This is a genomic window from Paenibacillus sp. GCM10027630, from assembly GCF_042676305.1.
GTDB lineage: Bacteria > Bacillota > Bacilli > Paenibacillales > NBRC-103111 > Paenibacillus_S.
Map to the genome: position 1 here is coordinate 36059 of NZ_JBHTGY010000058.1, position 19766 is coordinate 55824.

21 protein-coding genes are annotated in these 19766 nt (G+C 44.8%); 1 reads left to right on the forward strand and 20 read right to left on the reverse strand.

Annotation, left to right across the window (positions count from 1 at the left end; all coding sequences use genetic code 11):
• Positions 1 to 48: 48 nt before the first annotated feature.
• From ACFQ0C_RS29160 to hisC, 4 genes are all read right to left on the reverse strand, one after another.
• Positions 49 to 681, reverse strand: coding sequence for an anti-sigma factor family protein (locus ACFQ0C_RS29160; RefSeq protein ID WP_379371963.1), 633 nt, complete (start codon positions 679 to 681; stop codon positions 49 to 51).
• Complete coding sequence (locus tag ACFQ0C_RS29165; protein ID WP_171655796.1) at positions 678 to 1268, reverse strand: RNA polymerase sigma factor; 591 nt, start codon at positions 1266 to 1268, stop codon at positions 678 to 680. Before ACFQ0C_RS29165 ends, ACFQ0C_RS29160 begins: the two co-directional genes overlap by 4 nt.
• 479 nt (positions 1269 to 1747) lie before the next feature.
• On the reverse strand, positions 1748 to 2839 hold the full coding sequence (locus tag ACFQ0C_RS29170; RefSeq protein ID WP_379371965.1) for a prephenate dehydrogenase: 1092 nt from the start codon (positions 2837 to 2839) through the stop codon (positions 1748 to 1750).
• Positions 2840 to 2893: 54 nt separating this feature from the next.
• The gene (gene hisC / locus ACFQ0C_RS29175; protein WP_379371967.1) at positions 2894 to 3994 is read right to left on the reverse strand and encodes a histidinol-phosphate transaminase; all 1101 of its coding nucleotides are present in this window, start codon (positions 3992 to 3994) and stop codon (positions 2894 to 2896) included.
• 347 nt (positions 3995 to 4341) lie between these two features.
• Between hisC and ACFQ0C_RS29180 the strand changes: the two genes are divergently transcribed.
• On the forward strand, positions 4342 to 4797 hold the full coding sequence (locus tag ACFQ0C_RS29180; protein ID WP_379371969.1) for a hypothetical protein: 456 nt from the start codon (positions 4342 to 4344) through the stop codon (positions 4795 to 4797).
• A 67-nt stretch (positions 4798 to 4864) separates the two neighbouring features.
• On the opposite strand, the gene trpA is transcribed toward ACFQ0C_RS29180, so the two are convergent.
• From trpA to ACFQ0C_RS29260, 16 genes are all read right to left on the reverse strand, one after another.
• Complete coding sequence (gene trpA / locus ACFQ0C_RS29185) at positions 4865 to 5674, reverse strand: tryptophan synthase subunit alpha (protein WP_379371971.1); 810 nt, start codon at positions 5672 to 5674, stop codon at positions 4865 to 4867.
• The gene (gene trpB / locus ACFQ0C_RS29190; protein ID WP_379371973.1) at positions 5661 to 6866 is read right to left on the reverse strand and encodes a tryptophan synthase subunit beta; all 1206 of its coding nucleotides are present in this window, start codon (positions 6864 to 6866) and stop codon (positions 5661 to 5663) included. The genes trpA and trpB overlap by 14 nt, the downstream gene beginning before the upstream one ends.
• Positions 6859 to 7605, reverse strand: a complete 747-nt coding sequence (locus ACFQ0C_RS29195) for a phosphoribosylanthranilate isomerase (RefSeq protein ID WP_379371975.1) — start codon at positions 7603 to 7605, stop codon at positions 6859 to 6861. The genes trpB and ACFQ0C_RS29195 overlap by 8 nt, the downstream gene beginning before the upstream one ends.
• A 7-nt stretch (positions 7606 to 7612) precedes the next feature.
• Positions 7613 to 8419, reverse strand: coding sequence for an indole-3-glycerol phosphate synthase TrpC (gene trpC / locus ACFQ0C_RS29200; protein ID WP_379371977.1), 807 nt, complete (start codon positions 8417 to 8419; stop codon positions 7613 to 7615).
• Entirely contained in the window at positions 8406 to 9449 is a 1044-nt protein-coding gene (gene trpD / locus ACFQ0C_RS29205; RefSeq protein WP_379371979.1) for an anthranilate phosphoribosyltransferase, read from the reverse strand. Before trpD ends, trpC begins: the two co-directional genes overlap by 14 nt.
• 150 nt (positions 9450 to 9599) lie before the next feature.
• Positions 9600 to 11141 (reverse strand): anthranilate synthase component I, encoded by a 1542-nt coding sequence (trpE, locus tag ACFQ0C_RS29210; RefSeq protein ID WP_379372125.1) that lies wholly within the window; start codon positions 11139 to 11141, stop codon positions 9600 to 9602.
• 767 nt (positions 11142 to 11908) lie between these two features.
• Entirely contained in the window at positions 11909 to 12286 is a 378-nt protein-coding gene (aroH, locus tag ACFQ0C_RS29215; protein ID WP_258216032.1) for a chorismate mutase, read from the reverse strand.
• Between the two features lie 3 nt (positions 12287 to 12289).
• Positions 12290 to 13384, reverse strand: a complete 1095-nt coding sequence (aroB, locus tag ACFQ0C_RS29220) for a 3-dehydroquinate synthase (RefSeq protein ID WP_379371981.1) — start codon at positions 13382 to 13384, stop codon at positions 12290 to 12292.
• A gap of 27 nt (positions 13385 to 13411) precedes the next feature.
• Positions 13412 to 14575 (reverse strand): chorismate synthase, encoded by a 1164-nt coding sequence (gene aroC, locus ACFQ0C_RS29225; RefSeq protein WP_379371983.1) that lies wholly within the window; start codon positions 14573 to 14575, stop codon positions 13412 to 13414.
• A 347-nt stretch (positions 14576 to 14922) separates the two neighbouring features.
• Complete coding sequence (locus tag ACFQ0C_RS29230; protein ID WP_258216029.1) at positions 14923 to 15093, reverse strand: hypothetical protein; 171 nt, start codon at positions 15091 to 15093, stop codon at positions 14923 to 14925.
• Between the two features lie 86 nt (positions 15094 to 15179).
• Positions 15180 to 15959 (reverse strand): CheR family methyltransferase, encoded by a 780-nt coding sequence (locus ACFQ0C_RS29235; protein ID WP_258216028.1) that lies wholly within the window; start codon positions 15957 to 15959, stop codon positions 15180 to 15182.
• Between the two features lie 15 nt (positions 15960 to 15974).
• Positions 15975 to 16418 carry a nucleoside-diphosphate kinase gene (gene ndk, locus ACFQ0C_RS29240; RefSeq protein WP_258216027.1) on the reverse strand — a complete coding sequence of 148 codons (444 nt, stop codon included), beginning with the start codon at positions 16416 to 16418 and terminating at the stop codon, positions 15975 to 15977.
• A gap of 41 nt (positions 16419 to 16459) precedes the next feature.
• Positions 16460 to 17434 (reverse strand): polyprenyl synthetase family protein, encoded by a 975-nt coding sequence (locus tag ACFQ0C_RS29245; protein WP_379371987.1) that lies wholly within the window; start codon positions 17432 to 17434, stop codon positions 16460 to 16462.
• A complete protein-coding gene (locus tag ACFQ0C_RS29250) occupies positions 17431 to 18294 on the reverse strand; it encodes a menaquinone biosynthesis protein (protein WP_379371989.1) in 864 nt (287 codons plus the stop codon). Before ACFQ0C_RS29250 ends, ACFQ0C_RS29245 begins: the two co-directional genes overlap by 4 nt.
• A complete protein-coding gene (locus ACFQ0C_RS29255) occupies positions 18254 to 18889 on the reverse strand; it encodes a UbiX family flavin prenyltransferase (RefSeq protein ID WP_379371991.1) in 636 nt (211 codons plus the stop codon). Before ACFQ0C_RS29255 ends, ACFQ0C_RS29250 begins: the two co-directional genes overlap by 41 nt.
• Positions 18886 to 19758: a UbiA-like polyprenyltransferase gene (locus ACFQ0C_RS29260; protein WP_379372127.1), complete on the reverse strand. Its 873-nt coding sequence runs from the start codon at positions 19756 to 19758 to the stop codon at positions 18886 to 18888. The genes ACFQ0C_RS29255 and ACFQ0C_RS29260 overlap by 4 nt, the downstream gene beginning before the upstream one ends.
• Positions 19759 to 19766 lie beyond the last annotated feature (8 nt).

A 19766-nucleotide genomic window follows, 5' to 3' on the forward strand; every position in this document is an offset into this window, starting at 1 on the left:
GCTTCCCGACCTTGAGATAAAAAGCCTCCTGATTAGGAGGCTTCCTTGCTATGACCTTGTCCTGGACAACCAATTTAATACAAGCAATGTAGATGTCAACCCAAGTAAAGACAAGAACAGCATGTAATCCTGATAAGTATGAATCGGTCCAACCTGATACATAAACGGCTCATTGAAGCCCTTGAGACTGGCTACTGCGGATGGCATCGTATGCACATTCATTGATTCCGTTTTACTGGAGGCAATTACAACCGGATCTCCAATCCTTCCAAAAACGGATGAATTCGTATTCGCTGCAACTTCCCCAGCTGTTGGCTGGTGAGTAATGGAGTAAATAAATGAAAAGATAAACAAGGCAAGGCAGAATGCTATCGCAGCTGTAATGTTTCTGCGAAGTTTAAATGAGATAGCATATAAACGATCTGCAACGGGAACTCTCCATCCTTCGTCCTCATAAATCCGGTTCATTACACTTCGCGATATCGGCGTTGATTGATCCGAATATTCATCTGCTGACGCGGCTGATTTGATTAATTCCGTGCTTTCCAGCCAAATTTCGAATTCAGCCTGACAGCTGTCGCAATGCTTAATATGCTCATCAACTCGTTGTCTCTTTAAATCATGCTCTGGCAGGTCCCAGTAGACGCCGAATAATTCCTGTATATCATCACATTTCATCATCGATTCATCCCTTCATACTCCTCAAAAATCGGATCAAGAAAGTATGGTTCCAACTGGAGCTTTACGCTAGCTCTCGCCCTGAACAATAAGGATTTAACCGAACTCACGGTTTGCCCAAGGATATTCGCAATTTCCTGGTAGTCCAGCTGGTCATATTCACGCAGGATGAGGGCAGACCGTTGCTTTTCAGGAAGATTATTTATTGCATCGCGAACCATCGAAACTTTCTCATTGCGCAGCGCACTCATCTCAGGCATAGCATCCAATCCCGCATGAGGCTCATGACCGCTTTGATCCAAAGATACATTGTTGCTTTTATTTTTACGCAATTCGCTCAAAACCGTATTTCTGGCAATTGTATACAACCATGTTGAAAAAGTCGCTTCTACTTCACGAAAGGAGTGCAAGCTGCGGTAAGCTTTATAGAACGTCTCATTACATAAATCCTCAGCATGAGACTCCATCTTTGCGCTCTTTAACATGTGATAAATAAAAGCCAATATTTTACGTTCATAGCGACGCATCAAATCATCATATAATTGGACGTTACCATCTTTGATCTCTCTGATCAACTGGGAATCGGTCATTTACTACGACCCTCCTTGTGATTCCTAGCTTACTCCCAGTGATTCTAACAAGTTTTACCGGATGGGAGTAAAAAAGTTGCGCTTATTTTTAAAATATTTTAATAATATTTATTCCATAGATAATATCATTCGGTAAAAACGGCATAATTCCTGCCTAATCGACATCTTTCAGAGTAATTTCCAAAAAAAGGTGTATATTCCTACTACAATTAGTGTACGAGACTAGAAGGAATAAGAGAACTTTTATTCGAAAACGCATCTTGGAAGATATATGGCCTCCCTGGCAGTAAATGACTCGAACAGCCGAGGTAAAATGCAAACAAAAAAAAACCACCTTATATTAAGGTGGCTGCACAGAGTGCACATGATTCGGATAGGAGTGGAGAGAAACCATACTGTACTTTTATTATATGTATACGTTTTCAAAATGTCAATGGTTTTTTTGAAAACGCTTTATTTTTATTAAAAAAACAAAAGAATTACACGTGAACCGTGTAATTCTCCTGCTTTAATAGCTCTAATGCTCTGTCCATATGACACTCATCCCGGAACGATAATCTTAAAACTCCAGGTGTATCTTCCCGGCTTTCGATAATATGAATATTGCTCAAATTAATCCTTTGGTTACCGAGGAGCATTGTAATCTGTCCGATAATCCCCGGGTGATCCGGAACATCCACATAAATTTCGAATACCGAGGTTAATACCCCTTTACGACGCTCCGGCAAGCTGCTGCGGAATTCACCCGCCTTCTGAAACTGCGCTTCAATCCCGCTTCCATCCTCATCCTGCAGCAGCTTAATGAATTGAGCGACCTCCTGATTCCAATCGGCAAGCAGTTTAAGCATAACATCCTTATTGTTGATTAGAATATCACGCCACATGATAGGATCGCCAGAAGCAATACGGGTTATATCCCTGAATCCGCCGGCAGCCAAATCTTGATACAAATGATTGTTTTCGTTATAGGCGGCGATTTGATTAACAAGAGCAACAGCAATAATATGCGGTAGATGGCTAATAGCCCCCACCACTTCATCATGCAAAACTGCATCGACTTTAATTAGAATCGCTCGTGTCCATTCAAGCAGCTCCGCTAAACGTCGGTAGCTTTCTTCCGGCACGGCTGTACTCGGTGTAAGTACGTAGAATGCATTTTCAAACAGGTGGGAGGTTGCTGCTTCCACACCTGATTTTTCTTTGCCTGCCATCGGGTGCCCACCGATAAAATACACATTGTCAAGCTCCAGCTTGGCTGCACTGGCTGCCACAGAGGCTTTCGTACTGCCCACATCCGATATGATGCACCCAGGTTTTAAATCCATTTTGGACAGTTTAATTAAATACTCATCTAATATGCCTACAGGGCCACACAAAAAAATAAAATCTGCATCGGCCGCCGCTTCCTCCATCGAGGTAGTGGCTTGATCGACAACCTGGCGTTTTAAATATCTGTCCACGGATTGCGGATTATTGGAGTGGCCGACGACGGTTATCCCCGGCTTTCCCTTAAAGCAGAGCGCCAGAGAACCACCTATCAAACCAACGCCGAAAATAGCGATTTTTGTCATGAATAGGTTCCTTCTATCGTGTAATAATCCGTAAAAAACAACGGACTTATCGAACTATGCTTCTACCGTTACTTCATTCAGCGCAAGCTCAAGTGCACCGATGAACTTCTCATTCTGTTCTTGGCTCCCAACCGTAACTCTGATCATCGTCGGCAGCTTCCATGAAGGATCGTGGCGCACAATTAAACCTTTGCGAAGCAAGGAATCAAATACTTGTCCACCAGGCCGTTCAACATTGACCATCATGAAGTTGCCATGGGCTGGATAATAGCTCAGTTTCAAGCGATCGAACTGTGCGGATAAGTATACAATCCCTTTTGCATTAGCCTCGCGGCAATCTGTAATAAACTGCTCGTCCTTTAATGCGGCAAGCGCTGCTTTCTGAGCAAATCCAGTCGTGTTAAACGGCTCCCGCACTTGATTTACAGAGCGAATCACATCCGCATGTGCTATTCCATAACCGATTCGTAATGAGGCCAAACCGTAAATTTTTGAGAAAGTCCGAAGAATAATGACATTTTTATATTGATTCACCAAGCCAATACTGTCGGGGTAATTTCCACTCACATTATACTCGGCATACGCCTCATCCAACACAACTAAAACATGCGCAGGCACCTTTTTCAGAAAATCAGCGACTTCCTGATCCGTATTCATCGTGCCTGTCGGATTATTAGGATTGCACAGCCAGAGAATTTTGGTTTTCTCTGTAATTGCATCGAGCATCGCTTCAAGGTCATGGGTTCCATCCTTTAAAGGCACTTCAATACAAATTGCACCTTCAACTTCGGCATTGTGCTTATATTGCGGGAAGGTTGTGGTTGCCATTATGGTTTCATCGCCAGGTTCAAGGTAAGCCCGAGCCAGCATCAAGATGATTTCATCCGAGCCCGCTCCAAAAATAACTTGATTGGTTTGAACCTTGAAATATTCAGCAACCGCCGCTGTTAATTCTACGGCACCGCCGTCTGGATAAATGCTGGATTGATCAACATGAGCAATAATCGCTTCTTTGGCTTTAGGAGAACAGCCGAATGGATTTTCATTCGATGCTAATTTAATGACTTCAGTTAGTCCAAGCTCACGCTTTACTTCTTCCATCGGTTTGCCTGGCTTATACACCGGCAGGTGGACAATATTTTTCTTTGGCTGCACGCAGGTCACCCCATTCAAATAGTTGGAACATCCATGTTATCGGTTACTTTATAAAAAATGCCACAAATTTATGTAAGGCGTAAACACTATTTTAACTTATCTAAATCATAGTTACCAGTCTGTTTCATTATTTTTATTAGCAACGGTCACGCAATTAAACCAACTATACCATTTAATGGTATTAATGATTGGCTTCCTATGATATCCTTTAGGATGAAAATAACTCGAATAAACTTCAACTGAAAGGAAACTGCTGTGCAATTATGGTACTTAAGAAATTAATCCGGTCAAAAATCTTCCTTATACTCGCCATCTCCGTAATTATTAAGCTGACGGCAGTGCTCACAATGAATTCAGTCACTAAACAGGCAAGTTATAATTATACGGCAAGTCAGGTAGTTGATCTGTTTTTCCAATCGGCTATAGCTGGAGATTTCAATCAAATGGTTTTCGTATCTGTTGACCCTTGTATCGAAAGTAACAGAGAAAGAATCCAAATGTTTCGCGACTCTTATTTACCTACAGATCCAATAACTGCTTATACTATAATTAATACAACAACTATTAACTCCGAAACAGAGGAATATACAATAAGAATATCGACAAAATCAGGAACTATCCCTGGTGATCTGCCTTATAGAATTATTCGAATCAATAACGAATGGAAATTACTTTATGAGCGCTTTTCGATCAATGGTATTCTCAATTCTCCTGATTATGGCAAAGTTTCACGAATGACCGGTTGCGAAGCAAGAACCCGTGTTATGGGTACAATAATTCAAAAAATCAAAGCTTTTTTCTGAAATATTAGAAACAGCCCCCTCCACTAAGCAACGAATTGTTTAATAAGGGGGTTGTTTAGTTATGAATTTATTGAATAAGATTGCGTACGAACTCATCGATTTTTGAAAGTGCTTGTGGCCGTGTTGCCTCTTTCTCAAATAAAGTAAGCACATCTTCAACCTGACGTACAAGAGCGCTTCCTACAACTATGCCGTCGCATACTTTTGCAAACCTGGCAAACTGCTCATTAGTAGAAATTCCGAAGCCTACTGCAATCGGTAATGTTGTAGACTGCTTAACCGTATCGAGAAATTCATCAATACCGCTGTGGAATTGTGTTCTCGTACCTGTTACCCCGAGTGACGACACGCAATATACAAACCCGGATGCACGGGACACAATTCGTTTAATACGCTCGTTCGACGTTGGGGCCACAAGAGGAATCAAATGAATCCCATTCTGCTCAGCTAGTGTACGCATTTCCGCGTCTTCTTCCATAGGCAGATCAGGAATGATCATTCCGCTAATATCGCTCTCCTGCAGCAAGCCAAAGATTGTATCGAGCCCGAGCTGGAGCACTGGATTGTAGTAAGTAAAAAGAATGAAAGGAAGCTCGCAGCCCTCGCTTCTGGCTTGGCGTGCAGCTTCAATACAATCCCTGATTGAGATTTGGTTATTCTTCAATGCGCGTCCAGAGGAGCGCTGAATGACAGGTCCATCGGCCAGCGGATCAGAGTAAGGAACTCCTAGCTCGACCATGGTAGCTCCGGACTGCTCCAGCTGCTTAATAATATCGATGGAGGTCCGTAAATCCGGATCGCCAATCGTCAGAAAAGGAATAAATGCCGGCTTGTTCTGACCTTTAAGTTCGGCAAATGCCTTATCAATGCGATTCATTCGGCGTACCTCCCAAGTATTTCATAATCGCTTCCACGTCTTTATCTCCACGTCCAGATAAGCTGACAACAATGATTTCATCCTTGGCCATGGTCGGAGCTACCTTCATCACCTGAGCAATTGCATGAGCGCTTTCCAATGCAGGAATAATGCCTTCTGTTCGGCTTAGAAGCTGCAAAGCCTCCAGTGCCTCCTTATCCGTAATCGGGAAATATTCCGCACGGTTGGAATCCTTTAAATAAGCATGCTCAGGTCCAATACCGGGATAATCAAGACCAGCCGATATAGAATGCGCCTCTTGCACTTGTCCGTAAGTATCCTGCAGCAGGTAGCTCATAGAGCCTTGGAATACACCATGACTGCCTTTAGTCATTGTAGCAGCATGCTCATTCGTGTCGATCCCTCTGCCGGCGGCTTCCGCACCAATCAGACGCACCCCTTCATCACTTACGAATGGATAGAAGATCCCAATAGCGTTGCTTCCTCCACCGACTGCGGCAATAACAGCATCCGGCAGCTTGCCTTCCTGCTCAAGTATTTGTCTGCGGGATTCATCACCGATAATACGTTGGAAATCACGCACCATCATCGGATATGGATGCGGCCCTGTAGCAGAACCAAGAATATAGAACGTGTCCTCGACGTTACTAACCCAGTAACGCAAGGTTTCGTTGCAAGCATCCTTTAGCGTTTTCGTTCCCGAAACGACAGGAACTACTTCCGTTCCAAGCAGATTCATGCGGAATACATTAAGCTGCTGGCGCTTCATATCTTCCTCACCCATGAATACCTTGCACTCGTAACCAAGCAGCGCGGCTACAGTTGCTGTTGCCACACCATGCTGGCCCGCACCAGTCTCGGCTATCAGCTTCTTTTTACCCATCGATTTAGCTAGCAAGCCTTGCCCCAGAGCATTGTTAATTTTGTGTGCGCCCGTATGGTTTAAATCTTCCCGCTTTAAATAAACTTTGGCTCCACCTAAATGTGCCGTTAAACGCTCTGCATAAAACAATGAGGTAGGTCTACCAGAATAACGGTGAAGCAAATAGTTCAGCTCTTGTTGAAATTTATCTTCTTTGACGTACTTTTTATATGCAGCTTCCAATTCAATCAGAGCACTCATTAAGGTTTCTGGAACATAGCGTCCGCCAAACTTCCCAAACCGCCCTTGTTCATCAGGTACGTTATACACGATGCTTCACCCTTTCTACAAAGCTGATTATCTTATTCACATCTTTCATTCCGTCTGTTTCCACGCCACTGGACACATCGACCCCATCCGGGGAAAACCCATCTATCAGCGAGGTTACATTATCCGCTTGCAGGCCTCCAGCTACAAGAAGAGGAATACCTGCATCCCTGCACCACGCCTGATAGGGAGGGATGGAGTCCCAAGCAAACGTCTTACCGGAACCGCCACCATATACGGGATCGAATGTATCTAGCAATATTCCGTCAACAGTATCCTTGTAAGGATTCAGCAAAGCCGCAACAGCAGCGTCTGCATTTCCATGTCCAACTGAATCATCGCTCAGAGTAGATTCTGATGCAGGTTTTTTATCCATCGGCTGCAGCTGCGCTTGAGTTACCGATACGACTTTCCACACCTGCACACCAGGAAAAGAATTCTTCACCTTACTGCAGTATTCGGGACTTTCTTGCCCATGCAGCTGAATCACATCAAGCGGCGCTTCCGCCATTATACTCGCAAGCTCTTCTGAATCGGGATTGACAAATACTCCAACGGTTAGCGGAACCTGCTCTCCGGACAAACGCTGGTCAGAAACTACCTTAATCATCTCTCCTGCCTGCTGAGCCGTAACCTGACGTTTGCTTTTGGCAAATAGAAAGCCGATATAATCAATAGGTAAATGCAGAATAGCCTTCACCATATCCGGCTGCTGGAGCCCACATATTTTCACAGTGCTCATGCCCCACTCACAGCTCCTTTACTACCGGAAGCCCCATCAGATCATGTACAGCTTGCTCTACAACAGGCTGGCGCATGAAATGCTCGCCGATTAGAACAGCTTCAGCTCCAATAGATTGTAAGTATGCAATCTCCGAAGGCTGAGATATCCCGCTTTCGCTAACAACCGTAACTCCTTTAGGCATATGTGCAATAAGCTCTTCGGTCGTTTTTAAATCAGTAACGAAGGTTTTTAAATTGCGGTTGTTGATTCCAATTAATGTAGGAGCGTCTAATTCCAATACTCGATCAAGCTCTTCTTTATCATGAACCTCGATCAGCACATCTAATCCAATCCTTTTGGCTGTCGCTGAAAATTCCTTCATCTGTGAAGTGGTCAAAATAGCAGCGATCAGCAGAATCGCATCAGCCCCAATTAAACGTGCTTCATAAATTTGATGCAGATCAATCGTGAAGTCCTTGCGCAGAATCGGGACTCCCACCGAGCGCCTAACCAGACTCAAATAATCATTAGAGCCCTGAAAATAATCCACATCGGTCAGCACAGAAATACAGTCCGTTCCTGCAGCTTCATAAGCTTGAGCCAAGCTTACGGGGTCAAAATCGGCACGAATCAAGCCTTTGGACGGCGATGCCTTCTTCACCTCGGCAATGAGTCCCATAGAACGATTGCGTCCCTTGGACAATAAAGCCTTCTCAAATCCCAGGCAGGCAGGCAAGGAAGCAATACCTTGTTCCATTTCCGACAAGCTGATCCTGCTTTTCAATGCCGCAACCTCTTGCTGCTTGGTAGCTACTATTTTATCTAGAAACATGGTTGATTTCTCCCGTACATTGGACTAGTTGTTGCAGCTTGGCAGCGGCTTGCCCTGAATCAATTACATGAGCCGCATATTTAACACCCTCCTGAAGAGTGGCGCATTTACCTGTTACATAGAAGCAGGCTCCGGCGTTCGCAAGAACAATATCACGGCATGCCCCTGACTCGCCGCGAAAAATATTACGAATGATTTCTGCATTAACAGCAGGGCCGCCCCCGACCACTTCCTTCATATCATAAGAACGTAAACCAAGTAAATCAGGAGTTACGTCATACGTGGTAATATCACCGTTCTTTAGCTCTGTTACCTGTGTCGCATCGGAAATACTGATTTCATCTAATCCATCATAGCTCGCCACAACAAGCGATCTTTTCACATTCAACGCTTGCATAACATGAGCAATTGTTTCCGTCTTGCCGCGGTCGAAAATCCCAAGCACTTGGCGATCAGCGCCTGCAGGATTGGTCAATGGACCCAACAGGTTAAATACTGTGCGGATACCAAGCTCTCGACGGGGGGCAGCTGCATGCTTCATCGATTGATGATACAACTGCGCAAACATAAAGCAGATTCCCACTTGCTCCAAACATTGTGCTGCCTGCTGATTGTCTAGTGTAATATTAACACCCAAAGCCTCCAGTACATCAGCACTGCCGCTTTTACTCGACATCGCACGGTTGCCATGCTTGGCCACACGTATTCCCCCTGCAGCTGCCACAATTGCTGCTGTTGTGGAAATATTGAACGTGTCTGCCCCATCTCCACCTGTACCGCATGTATCTAACAGATCAGACTGCTCTGTTTGTACCCGATTCGCTTTGGCGCGCATAGCTTCGGCGAAGCCGGTAATTTCCTCGATTGTTTCGCCCTTCATTCTCAGAACGGTTAGAAACCCTCCGATCTGAGCAGGAGTGGCCAAGCCATCCATAATACCGGACATCACTTCATTAGCTTCAGCACGAGTTAAATGCTGGGTTAAAATTACTTTTTGAATCGCCTGCTGTATCGTTAGCTTATTGTCCATTTCTAACTGCCTCCCCCATACATATACTAATCACATACATATACCAAGCAGCCTTCAATACTTTAAGAGTTTGTTTAAAGAGTCATTGTTGACCATTCAAACGGATACTTGAAGCCAGAAGTGACTGTTAAAGCTTATATAGCAGTTCAATTATTCGTAATAATCGTGATTGATAACGGAATGTGCATACGATTTTTTAGCGAACACAGCCTCAGCAATGCGGATTGATTTAAGCATTCCCTTTGCTTTGTTGACTGTTTCCTCGTATTCATTCTCAGGAATGGAATCCCATACTATCCCGGCACCAGCCTGAACATAGGCTTTTCCATTTTTGAAAATGATAGTGCGGATCGTAATGCAAGTGTCCATGTTTCCGGAAAAGCCCAAGTAACCAATTGCACCGCCGTACGCACCACGGAATTCATTTTCCAGTTCAGCAATAATCTGCATCGCTCTCAGCTTGGGTGCTCCGGATACGGTTCCCGCAGGCAAGCAAGAGATAAAAGCATCGAAGAAATCTTTGTCTTTGGCGATCTTTCCTGTCACATTGGAGACAATATGCATTACGTGGGAATATCGTTCGACCTGCATAAATGTATCACAATGCACGGTTCCGAATTCAGAAACACGGCCGATATCATTACGACCCAAATCAACGAGCATTAAATGCTCTGCGCGCTCTTTCTCATCAGCCAACAACTCACGCTCGTAAGCCTCATCCTGTTCAGGAGTTTTCCCGCGAGGTCTAGTTCCGGCAATCGGCCGTGTGTCCACTTTCTCATCCTCCACACGTACCAGCAGCTCGGGAGAAGTACCTACAATCACCTCGTCATCCATTTTTAAGCAGTACATGTAGGGTGATGGATTTAGAGTTCGCAAAATACGGTACACATGAAGTGGAGAAACATCTGTCTTAATCTCGAAGCGCTGTGACAGCACAACTTGAAAAATATCGCCTGCACGAATATATTCCTTCGCTTTTTCCACATTGCCGATGTACTGTTCCTTCGTCATATTGGATTGGATCTCGCCCAGCTCTACCTCATCCGGTATAGCCTGCTGGGACATTGAAAGACCAGGAAGCGGACGTTTCAAGCGTTCTATCGTATCATTGATTTTGGTGCATGTTGCTTCATAAGCCGCCAATATATCTGCGTCTGTTCCATGCTGAGGTACATGCACATTAGCAATAACTTTGAGCTGCTGTTTGAAGTGATCAAAAACAATGACCTGGTCGCAAAACATAAATTGAATATCATTCATCTGTAAATCATCAACTCGATGCGCCGGCAGCTTTTCATAATATTGAAGTAGATCGTAACCGAAGAATCCTACTGCGCCGCCAGTAAATCTCGGCAAATCAGGCAACGATGGGCTTGAATAAGTACGTAAGCATCCTTTTAGTACTTCAATCGGTTTTTGCTGTGTTTGTGTCTTTCCGTCCTGTCTCTCGATTGTAGTCACACCGTCTTTGGCAGTAATCATCAGGAACGGGTCTGTACCAATAAAAGAATAACGAGCCCATTTAAGTCCACCCTCTACGCTTTCTAACAAAAACGCCCGCTTCTCCTGATAAAAATGCTGAAATACCCGGATCGGAGTTTCAGTATCAGCCATTATCGACCGTACCACGGGAATTAAATTGTACTGCTTTGACAGCCTAATGACTTCCTTAGCTTCCGGTGTGTACATGTTCATTCTCTCCTCTCGTCTGGCCCCCACCCAAACCCTCCCCGCCGGGAGGGCTCCGAGGGCTGCCGCCCTCTGGACACCCGCAGGTGCACCTGAGTTATGTTAGTTGGGGGATCGCTATCCTTTTGCCCCCACCCAAACCCTCCCCGCCGGGAGGGCTCCGAGGGCCGCCGCCCTCTGGACACCCGCTGGTGCACCTGANCTGGTGCACCTGAGTTATGTTAGATGAGGGATCGCTTTCGTCCTTATGGACACGCTTTACGTCTGATCTCCCGCCTGTAGGAACGCTTTCGTCCCTGCGGGACACGCTTAACTTTGAACTTTCACCCATACTTCGGCTGAATCTTGCCATTCCCCAACACATGTAAGCGTGGAGTGGCTCGCTTCGCGTAGCTGAAGCAGCCTCGACTAACGCGCTCCCACCACCATACTCCCATCGAAGCACAGAAGCAGCTCCCTCCCCAACTGAGCGGGTGTCCAGAGGGCAGAGCCCTTGGGGCCCTCCCGGCGGGGAGGGTTTGGGTGGGGGCAAAACAAAATAAAAAAACCTCTACGTCAAAGTAGAGGTGGTTTCGCAGATGATCATCACCGTACCGCAGCTCCCATTGCCCAAAAAAAGCAATAAAAAATAAAAGTGCTGGAACAACCCAACTGTGGGCATGCACGGGAATTGGTGTTACACTCGGCTCATCTCTGCTCAACTGTCTTGCTCACTCTACTCTACTCAACTGATCTTGCAACTCACTACTATAACTATACTATTGCGTTTATGGTTTTGTCAATTTCGATAAATCCGGACGTAAACGCATTGCTTCTTTCAAGTAAACATGCACAATTTCATCCTGCTTTTTCTCTGTGTTAGTCATCACCATCAAACGGATGCACAAAGGCAGGCTGCCAGCAACCGGCACTTCCAACGAACACATCAATGGAACCAGTTCCCAACCAGCCATAGCACGAATGGAACGCGCTGGAAAAGTTGCCGTTAAGTCTGTCGTAACCGTAACAAACACACTGGCAATTTCTTCAGGAATAATGCTGTTTTCTGCAATGATATGATTAAGCAATTCGGTCGTTGCAGTTAAAATCTCTTTCTCATCATTATGCTCTACGGTTGTTGCACCGCGAATTCCCCGAACATACATGTACTAGACCTCCTGTTTCAGTTGCTCCACGACTTCTCTCACCCATGCCGCGGATACATTTTTGTTAATTTCTACTTTACCAATTTCAGTAGGAATAATGAATGTCATATTGCCTTCACTGAACTTCTTATCGTGCATCATAGCGTTCATTATCGCATCCGTATCCAAATGTGCCGGAACACTTATTGGCAAACCGAAAGCTTGCAGAATACGTTTGGTTACCGTATAAATATGCTCAGGATGACCAAGTCGGATAGCCAGTTTAGCCGCCCCTACCATTCCAATGGAAATGGCCTCGCCATGAAGAAGCTTGTTATACCCGCCTACCGCTTCCAAAGCATGTCCAATTGTGTGGCCCAGATTAAGAATAGCCCGAAGATCATTCTCTTTTTCATCTTGGGAAACCACAATTGATTTTACCTTGCATCCAAAATACAGCCCATACTGCAAAGCGGTCTGATCCAGGGATACAAGCTTGTCGGCATTTTCCTCCAACCAAGCCGTAAACTCCGCATCCCAGATCAAGCCATGCTTGATCATCTCAGATAAGCCGGCCCGAACTTCACGGTCAGGCAAAGTCTGAAGTGTCGCCGTATCGTATAACACCAACTCCGGTTGGTGAAATGCGCCGATAATGTTTTTGGCAAGAGGATGATTCACTGCTACCTTACCGCCAACACTGCTGTCATGCGCCAAGATTGTAGTTGGAATTTGTACGAAGCGGATGCCCCTCATGTAGCTGGCTGCCACAAAGCCTGCAAGATCGCCTACTACTCCTCCGCCTAATGCAACGACTGTCGATTTACGGTCAAGTCCTGCTTGGAGCGCAGCTGACACTACATCCTCCAATACACTAAGCGATTTGGACTGCTCTCCCGCAGAAACCGTGTAAGAAGTGGTCGTATAGCCTGCTTCCTGCAATCTGCTTACAACATCGCCTAGATGATGCTCAGCAACATGCGAATCCGTTACGATGAGGAGAGGCGAACCTTTCCCAATTCCATGCTTGGCGAAAAGTTCGCCGATTTGCTGCAAGATGCCTTCCCCTATGTAAATTGGGTACGAACGCTCACCTAAGTCAACTGTTAGTTCTTTCATCCGTATCAGCACCCCCTACCGTCCGAATTAATAATTTTTAATTTGTTCCAAATAGCTGTTATAGTTACTCCGAATCTCTTCCAATGAATCTCCGCCAAACTTCTCGAGAAATGCGTTAGCTACTTCCCATGCTACAATATTCTCCAGGATTACGCCTGCTGCAGGCACAGCACAAGTATCTGAACGTTCAACCTGTGCAGTAAACGCTTCTTTCGAATCTATGTCAACGCTTTGCAGCGCTTTGTAAAGCGTTGAGATCGGCTTCATAACGCCGCGCACAACAATCGGCTCACCAGTGGTCATGCCGCCCTCAAACCCGCCTGCACGGTTGGATGCACGATAAAAACCGCGGCCTTCTTCATACATGATCTCATCATGCACTTTAGAGCCTCTAAGCTTCGCAGCTTCAAATCCAATACCGATTTCGCAGCCTTTAAACGCTTGAATCGACAACACAGCTTGTGCAATACGACCATCCAATTTGCGATCCCATTGTACGTGGCTGCCTAGTCCAGTTGGAACACCTTCAATAATACACTCCACGATACCACCCAGAGTGTCGCCTTCTTCTTTAGCAGCATCGATTGCAGCGATCATTTTGACTTCTGCATTCTTGTCAACCACCCGTACCTCTGATTCCTCGGTAATGCTGATCAGCTCATCAATCGGAAGTTCTTGTCTTTCTACTTCCACCTCACCTATACGGATTACTTGTCCTGCAACTTTTATACCAAAAGCTGCTAATAATTGACGCGCTACCGCACCTGTTGCTACACGCATAGTAGTTTCTCTCGCGCTGGAGCGTTCCAGGATATTGCGTAAATCCTTCTGGTTATACTTCAAGCCGCCATTCAAATCCGCATGACCCGGACGTGGACGGTTAACTCTCCGCTTTGTTTCGTCATTGCCCTCGATAGGCTCAATATTCATTACAGAAGTCCAATGCTTCCAGTCATTGTTCTCAACAACCAAAGCAATCGGCGCGCCTGTTGTTTTGCCGTGTCTGACGCCACCTACGATGTTGGCGGTATCCTTCTCAATTTGCATACGACGTCCACGACCGTAGCCTTTTTGACGGCGCCCTAATTGAAAGTTAATTTCCTCAAAATCAATGGTTACATTGCTCGGAAACCCTTCAATGATCCCGGTAAGCTGTGGACCATGTGTTTCCCCTGCCGTTAAATATCTCACGTGTTTGTCCCCTTTCATCCTATCCCCAAAAACGCAGCTGACTGCTGCAAGCACATTCCATTTGCGTTGTCCGAAAATACTTTACGCACTTTAACGCTTTTATGTACTCAATTCATGTGCTAATTATAGTATAGGTATCACCGTTTGACAAGAAAATGCCCAACAATTAACCGCTTATTATGTTAAGAATCAAGAGTTAACACCTGCATTTCCTTGGATGAGGTCCACCTGCTCAATGGTAATACCCAGGTCAGCATATTTTTATTAACAAAAAAAAGAAGCATCCTGACAGCCAGGGAAGCTGCAGACATGCATCTCTATGAATTGCTTTAAGTTTCAATTACCGTTTATCCATTTACCGAATGCTTCTTGGCTGTTCGAGACTTATTATTCGGTTCCGGCTCTGGATCATCGACCAAACCCATGATCTGTAACGAATCCACACCTAAAATCTGTGCACATTCCTGTATCGTAATAAAACCTCTTCTGTAAGCCATGATCACTTTCCTTTTGTCCATCTAAAGTCCCTCCCGATCATAAGCTGCCCTACTGCTTCGAATGATACTAGTATGGGGAACAATGGAAATAATCATACCTGTGAGACCTACTCTTTTTTACGATAGAAGAACGTCTCAGCCGTTTCCAACTGGTACTGTCCCGGTGAGAAAATTTGCTCTGTACTGCCTACAAACAAAATCCCGCCAGGCTTTAGAGCATTTGCAAATTTTTGATAAAGCAGATGTTTAGCCTCTTCTGTAAAATAGATCATGACATTCCTGCATACTATCAGGTCGAATTGAGTATCAAATGTATCCGTCAGTAAATTTTGCTTTTGAAAACGAATGCCTTTCTTCAATTCATCGGAAATAAGAAAGGTCAAATTTTCCTGTTTATAATATTTTTTTAAGTAGTTTGAAGGTACGTCCCGGACAGAGCGATCCGAGTAAATGCCGTTTTTGGCTTTAGCCAGTGCTCCATCATCTATGTCTGTTGCTAACAAGTGGGCGTCATTCAGAACATTTAGCTCGGCTAAAATCATTGCGAGAGTATAAGGCTCCTCCCCTGTGGAACAGGCAGCACTCCAGCATTTCAGCCTTTTGTTTTTGCGCAGCATTTCTGGAAAAAAGGTTTTCTCCAATACTTGCCACCTATTAGGATTGCGCCAAAACTCAGATACATTAATCGTCATTCTATCCAAAAACTCATAAAACAGGTCCTTGTCCTTCGTCATCGCGTCGAAAAAAGATACGAACGTGTTATACCCCTTTTTCATCCGTAAAGTCGTGAGTCGCCTCTTCATTTGAGCTTCTTTATATTGTGAAAGATCAATGGATGTATAATCTTTAACCTTTTTAATAAATAATAAAAAATCCTGATCTTCCATTCTGCCATCCCCGCCTTAAATCCACGATTGTATCGCTTTGTTGTAGCTGATCAGTTCCTGTGCACTGAAGAAATTGGCTATTTCTCTTTGTGCGCTTTCTGGAGAATCCGATCCGTGTATCAAATTCAGGTTAGTGTGAACTGCGTAATCCCCTCGAATAGTTCCAGGCGCTGCCTCCAAGGCACTTGTCTTTCCTATCATCGCACGAGAAAGCGCAATCACCCCATCGCCCTGCCACACCATCGCAAATACTGGGCCAGAAGTGATAAACGTAACCAGTCTTTCAAAAAAATCTTTCCCCAAATGCTCTTGGTAATGCAGCTCCGCTTGCTTCCTCGATATTTGGACCAGCTTCGCTCCAACCAGTTGAAATCCTTTTTGCTCAAACCGTTTCACAATATCTCCGATTAAGCCGCGCTGCACCCCATCAGGCTTGACCATTAAAAAAGTGAGTTCCATCTTCTTTTCCCCCTATTCTTATACTAATTTAGTTATAGCTTTTAGTAAGATCTGTTACCTATAAAGTGCGCGATTCCAACAAAATCTTTCTTGGCTTGAATATTAGGTAAAGGCTGTAATGCTGCGATCGCTTTATCTATATAACGAGAAGCCAAATCCTCCGCCCTTTTAATTCCGCTACTGTTGCGGATTATGCGCAGGAATTCACTGATGTCTGTTTGTCCATCATATTGTTGAATTCGCTGGATCTCTTTTAACAAGCCAGACTTGAGCTCCATATCCTGAAGAGCGAAAATGACCGGAATCGATATATTTCCTTGACGAATATCGCTTCCAGGTGGTTTCCCCAATTCCTTCTCCGTTCCACATAAGTCCAGTATATCATCACGGACTTGAAACGCCATCCCCACATTATATCCGTATTTATATAAGCATTTGGAGATATCATCACTTGCACCAGATGCAATGGCCCCAAGCTGACAGCTGATTGCAATGAGCAAAGCCGTTTTGCGTTTGATTCTTAGTAAGTAATCACGGATCGTTTGCTCCGCATTGAAGAAAAATCGAATCTGCTCCATCTCTCCAATGCTCATCTCCACTATCGCCTTTGACATAATCTGATGAATGACCGGGTTTGGCAATTGAGTCACCACACTAAGGGCCGTGGCAAATATGTAGTCACCCGTGTACATGGCAATCCGGTTATCCCATTTGGACTTAACCGTAAGCTGTCCGCGCCTTGTTGTGGCATCATCAATAACATCATCATGTACTAATGAGGCCATATGAATAAGTTCCAACGGTACGGCTACATGCTTAATGCGTTCCAGATCATAGGTACCGAATTTGGCGCCTAGCAACACATATACAGGGCGAATTCTCTTTCCGCCTGCTTTTAGCAGATGAAGCGAAGCGTCGCGCAGCAGCGCATTGTCATTATCGATGCAGCGCTCGAGTTCTTTTTCTATGTAGGAAATATCTTTTTTCAATTTTGCGTATAAATCAATAAGCTTCATTCCGTCACCTGTGTCACCGTTTTATCGTTCCATAATTGTATGGGTGCTTCTTGCTTGAGGAAGCCCAATTCCCACGCATAGCGGTAATATAGCTTCAAGCCAGCCTGCTGCTCGGGACCGAACTCATAAATCAATGAAGAGAAGTACCGTTCCCAATAAGAAGCTGTGCCTCCCAACAACTCTTGAGCATCCCGAATCATGGATGATAAGTCCGATAACGATTTCCGTTTGCTTTCCATAAATGCACTATAAATCCGGCTTACCAGCTCAGGCCTTTCCTCAGCCAGCTGTTTACGGATCGCGCACACTGCAAATGACATCCAATGGCCAGTCAAGCGATTCCATTCTTCTGCCAGATCCGTAACCATTAAGCCGTTATCTATCCAGCTCTCGCGAATAGCATGATCTCCAATTAGCAATGCCGCATCCGCAGACTTCAGCATGTCTTTCAGAACCGGGGCTGCATAATGATATTCAGGCTCCACCTCATAAAAGCGGCGCAAAATAATTTTAAGCAGATTTACTGAGGTTGCTGAAGTTGTTGGCAATGCAATGGAAGCACCTGATAGCTCTTCCAGCGGCTTGCGGTGAAACAGCAGGATGGATTGCACACATTTATGAGCACTGACTGACATATTAGGCAGCAGCACATAATCATCTGTATGCTCCCCGTAGGAAAACGAAGATATCGGTCCGATATCGATTTCCCCTTTGGCCATCGCTTCATTTAATTGTGTAGGCACCTGTGTTATAAACTCAACCTCTCCTTGGAAGCTCTCCAACGGAAAGTTATAAAACAATGGCCATACGTTTGTAAAATCAATCCGCCCGATGCGAACGGGTTTGCTCGTACTGCTCATCCGACATACCCCATCTTTTGTACAATTCGTGTTCCACATTCATACTATCCAATACCTTGCCTACCATAAAATCAACCATATCGTCCAAGGTTTGCGGCCCTTGATAAAAGGCGGGCATAGCAGGAATAATACGCACTCCTATCCGGGAAAGCTTCAACATATTTTCTAAATGAATGGCGTGCAGAGGTGTCTCTCGCGGCACAAGGATGAGCGGTCTGCCTTCCTTCAGCATGACATCAGCCGTTCGTTCGAGAAGGTTATCGGAAGCACCGTTTGCAATTCCAGATAAAGTTCCCATTGAACAAGGGATGATAACCATGCCATGAGTACGGAATGAACCGCTCGCTGTACTTGCACCTATATCCTGGATTGAATGATACTGATAGGTTCCTGGGCCATAGCTTCCGAATTGGGCTTCTAGAGTATCCTTGCGTTTCGTCACATCCCAACCGAGCTCTTCCTTTAGCACCCGCCAACCGGCATCCGTAATAAGCAAATGAATAGGAATCCCCACAGAGAGCAAGTACCGGCTTAAGCGAACACCGTATACGGCTCCACTCGCCCCGGTTATTCCGATCACCCATGGTTTGCTCATTTACGAAGCACCACCAAGTCGATGAAAGTAAACACAAATACGGCAATACTCAAAACAGAGTTCAAATTAAAAAATGCGATATTCAATTTGCTCAGATTTTGTGGGTTCACAATTTTGTGCTCATAGAACAACAGCCCGTTTGCAAAAATAATTCCGATTAAGTAAAGCCAGCTTAAGTCCGTTAAATAAAACAAGGTTAAAAGTCCAATGGCCGTAATAACATGGAACCAGCGAGCAATATGGAGCGCATTGGCGATTCCAAAATGGGCAGGTATCGAATGCAGCCCTTCTTTTTTGTCAATTTCATAATCCTGACAGGAATAGATGATATCAAAGCCAGCCACCCAGAATGCAATGGAAACATAAAATACAAGAGCCGCTATAGAAATATCGTTAGTTACTGCTACCCAGCCTCCGAGAGGGGCAAGTGCAATGGTCAGTCCTAAAATGATGTGACATGCCCACGTAAACCGTTTCGTATAGGAGTAGAAAACAAGAAAAAAAACTGCAATCGGCAGCAATTTCATCGATAACGAACTTAGATTGGCTGTTGCCCAAAAAAGTAATGTGAAGGAAATCACAATGAATATGATGGCTTCTTTAGAAGAAATTAATCCAGCAGGTATCGCTCTTGCTATGGTTCGCGGATTTCTTCCGTCAAATACCTTGTCGATAACACGGTTCAAACCCATAGCTGCACTTCTTGCTCCAACCATAGCCATTAGTATCCAGCCTATTTGACCCCAGCTGGGGAGATGTTGCGATACAACGACAGATCCCAGAATAGCTCCCATAAACGCGAATGGTAATGCAAATAGCGTATGTTCAATCTTAATCATTTCCAGAAAAATCTTTGCCTTTTTCAGCAGCATGTTGA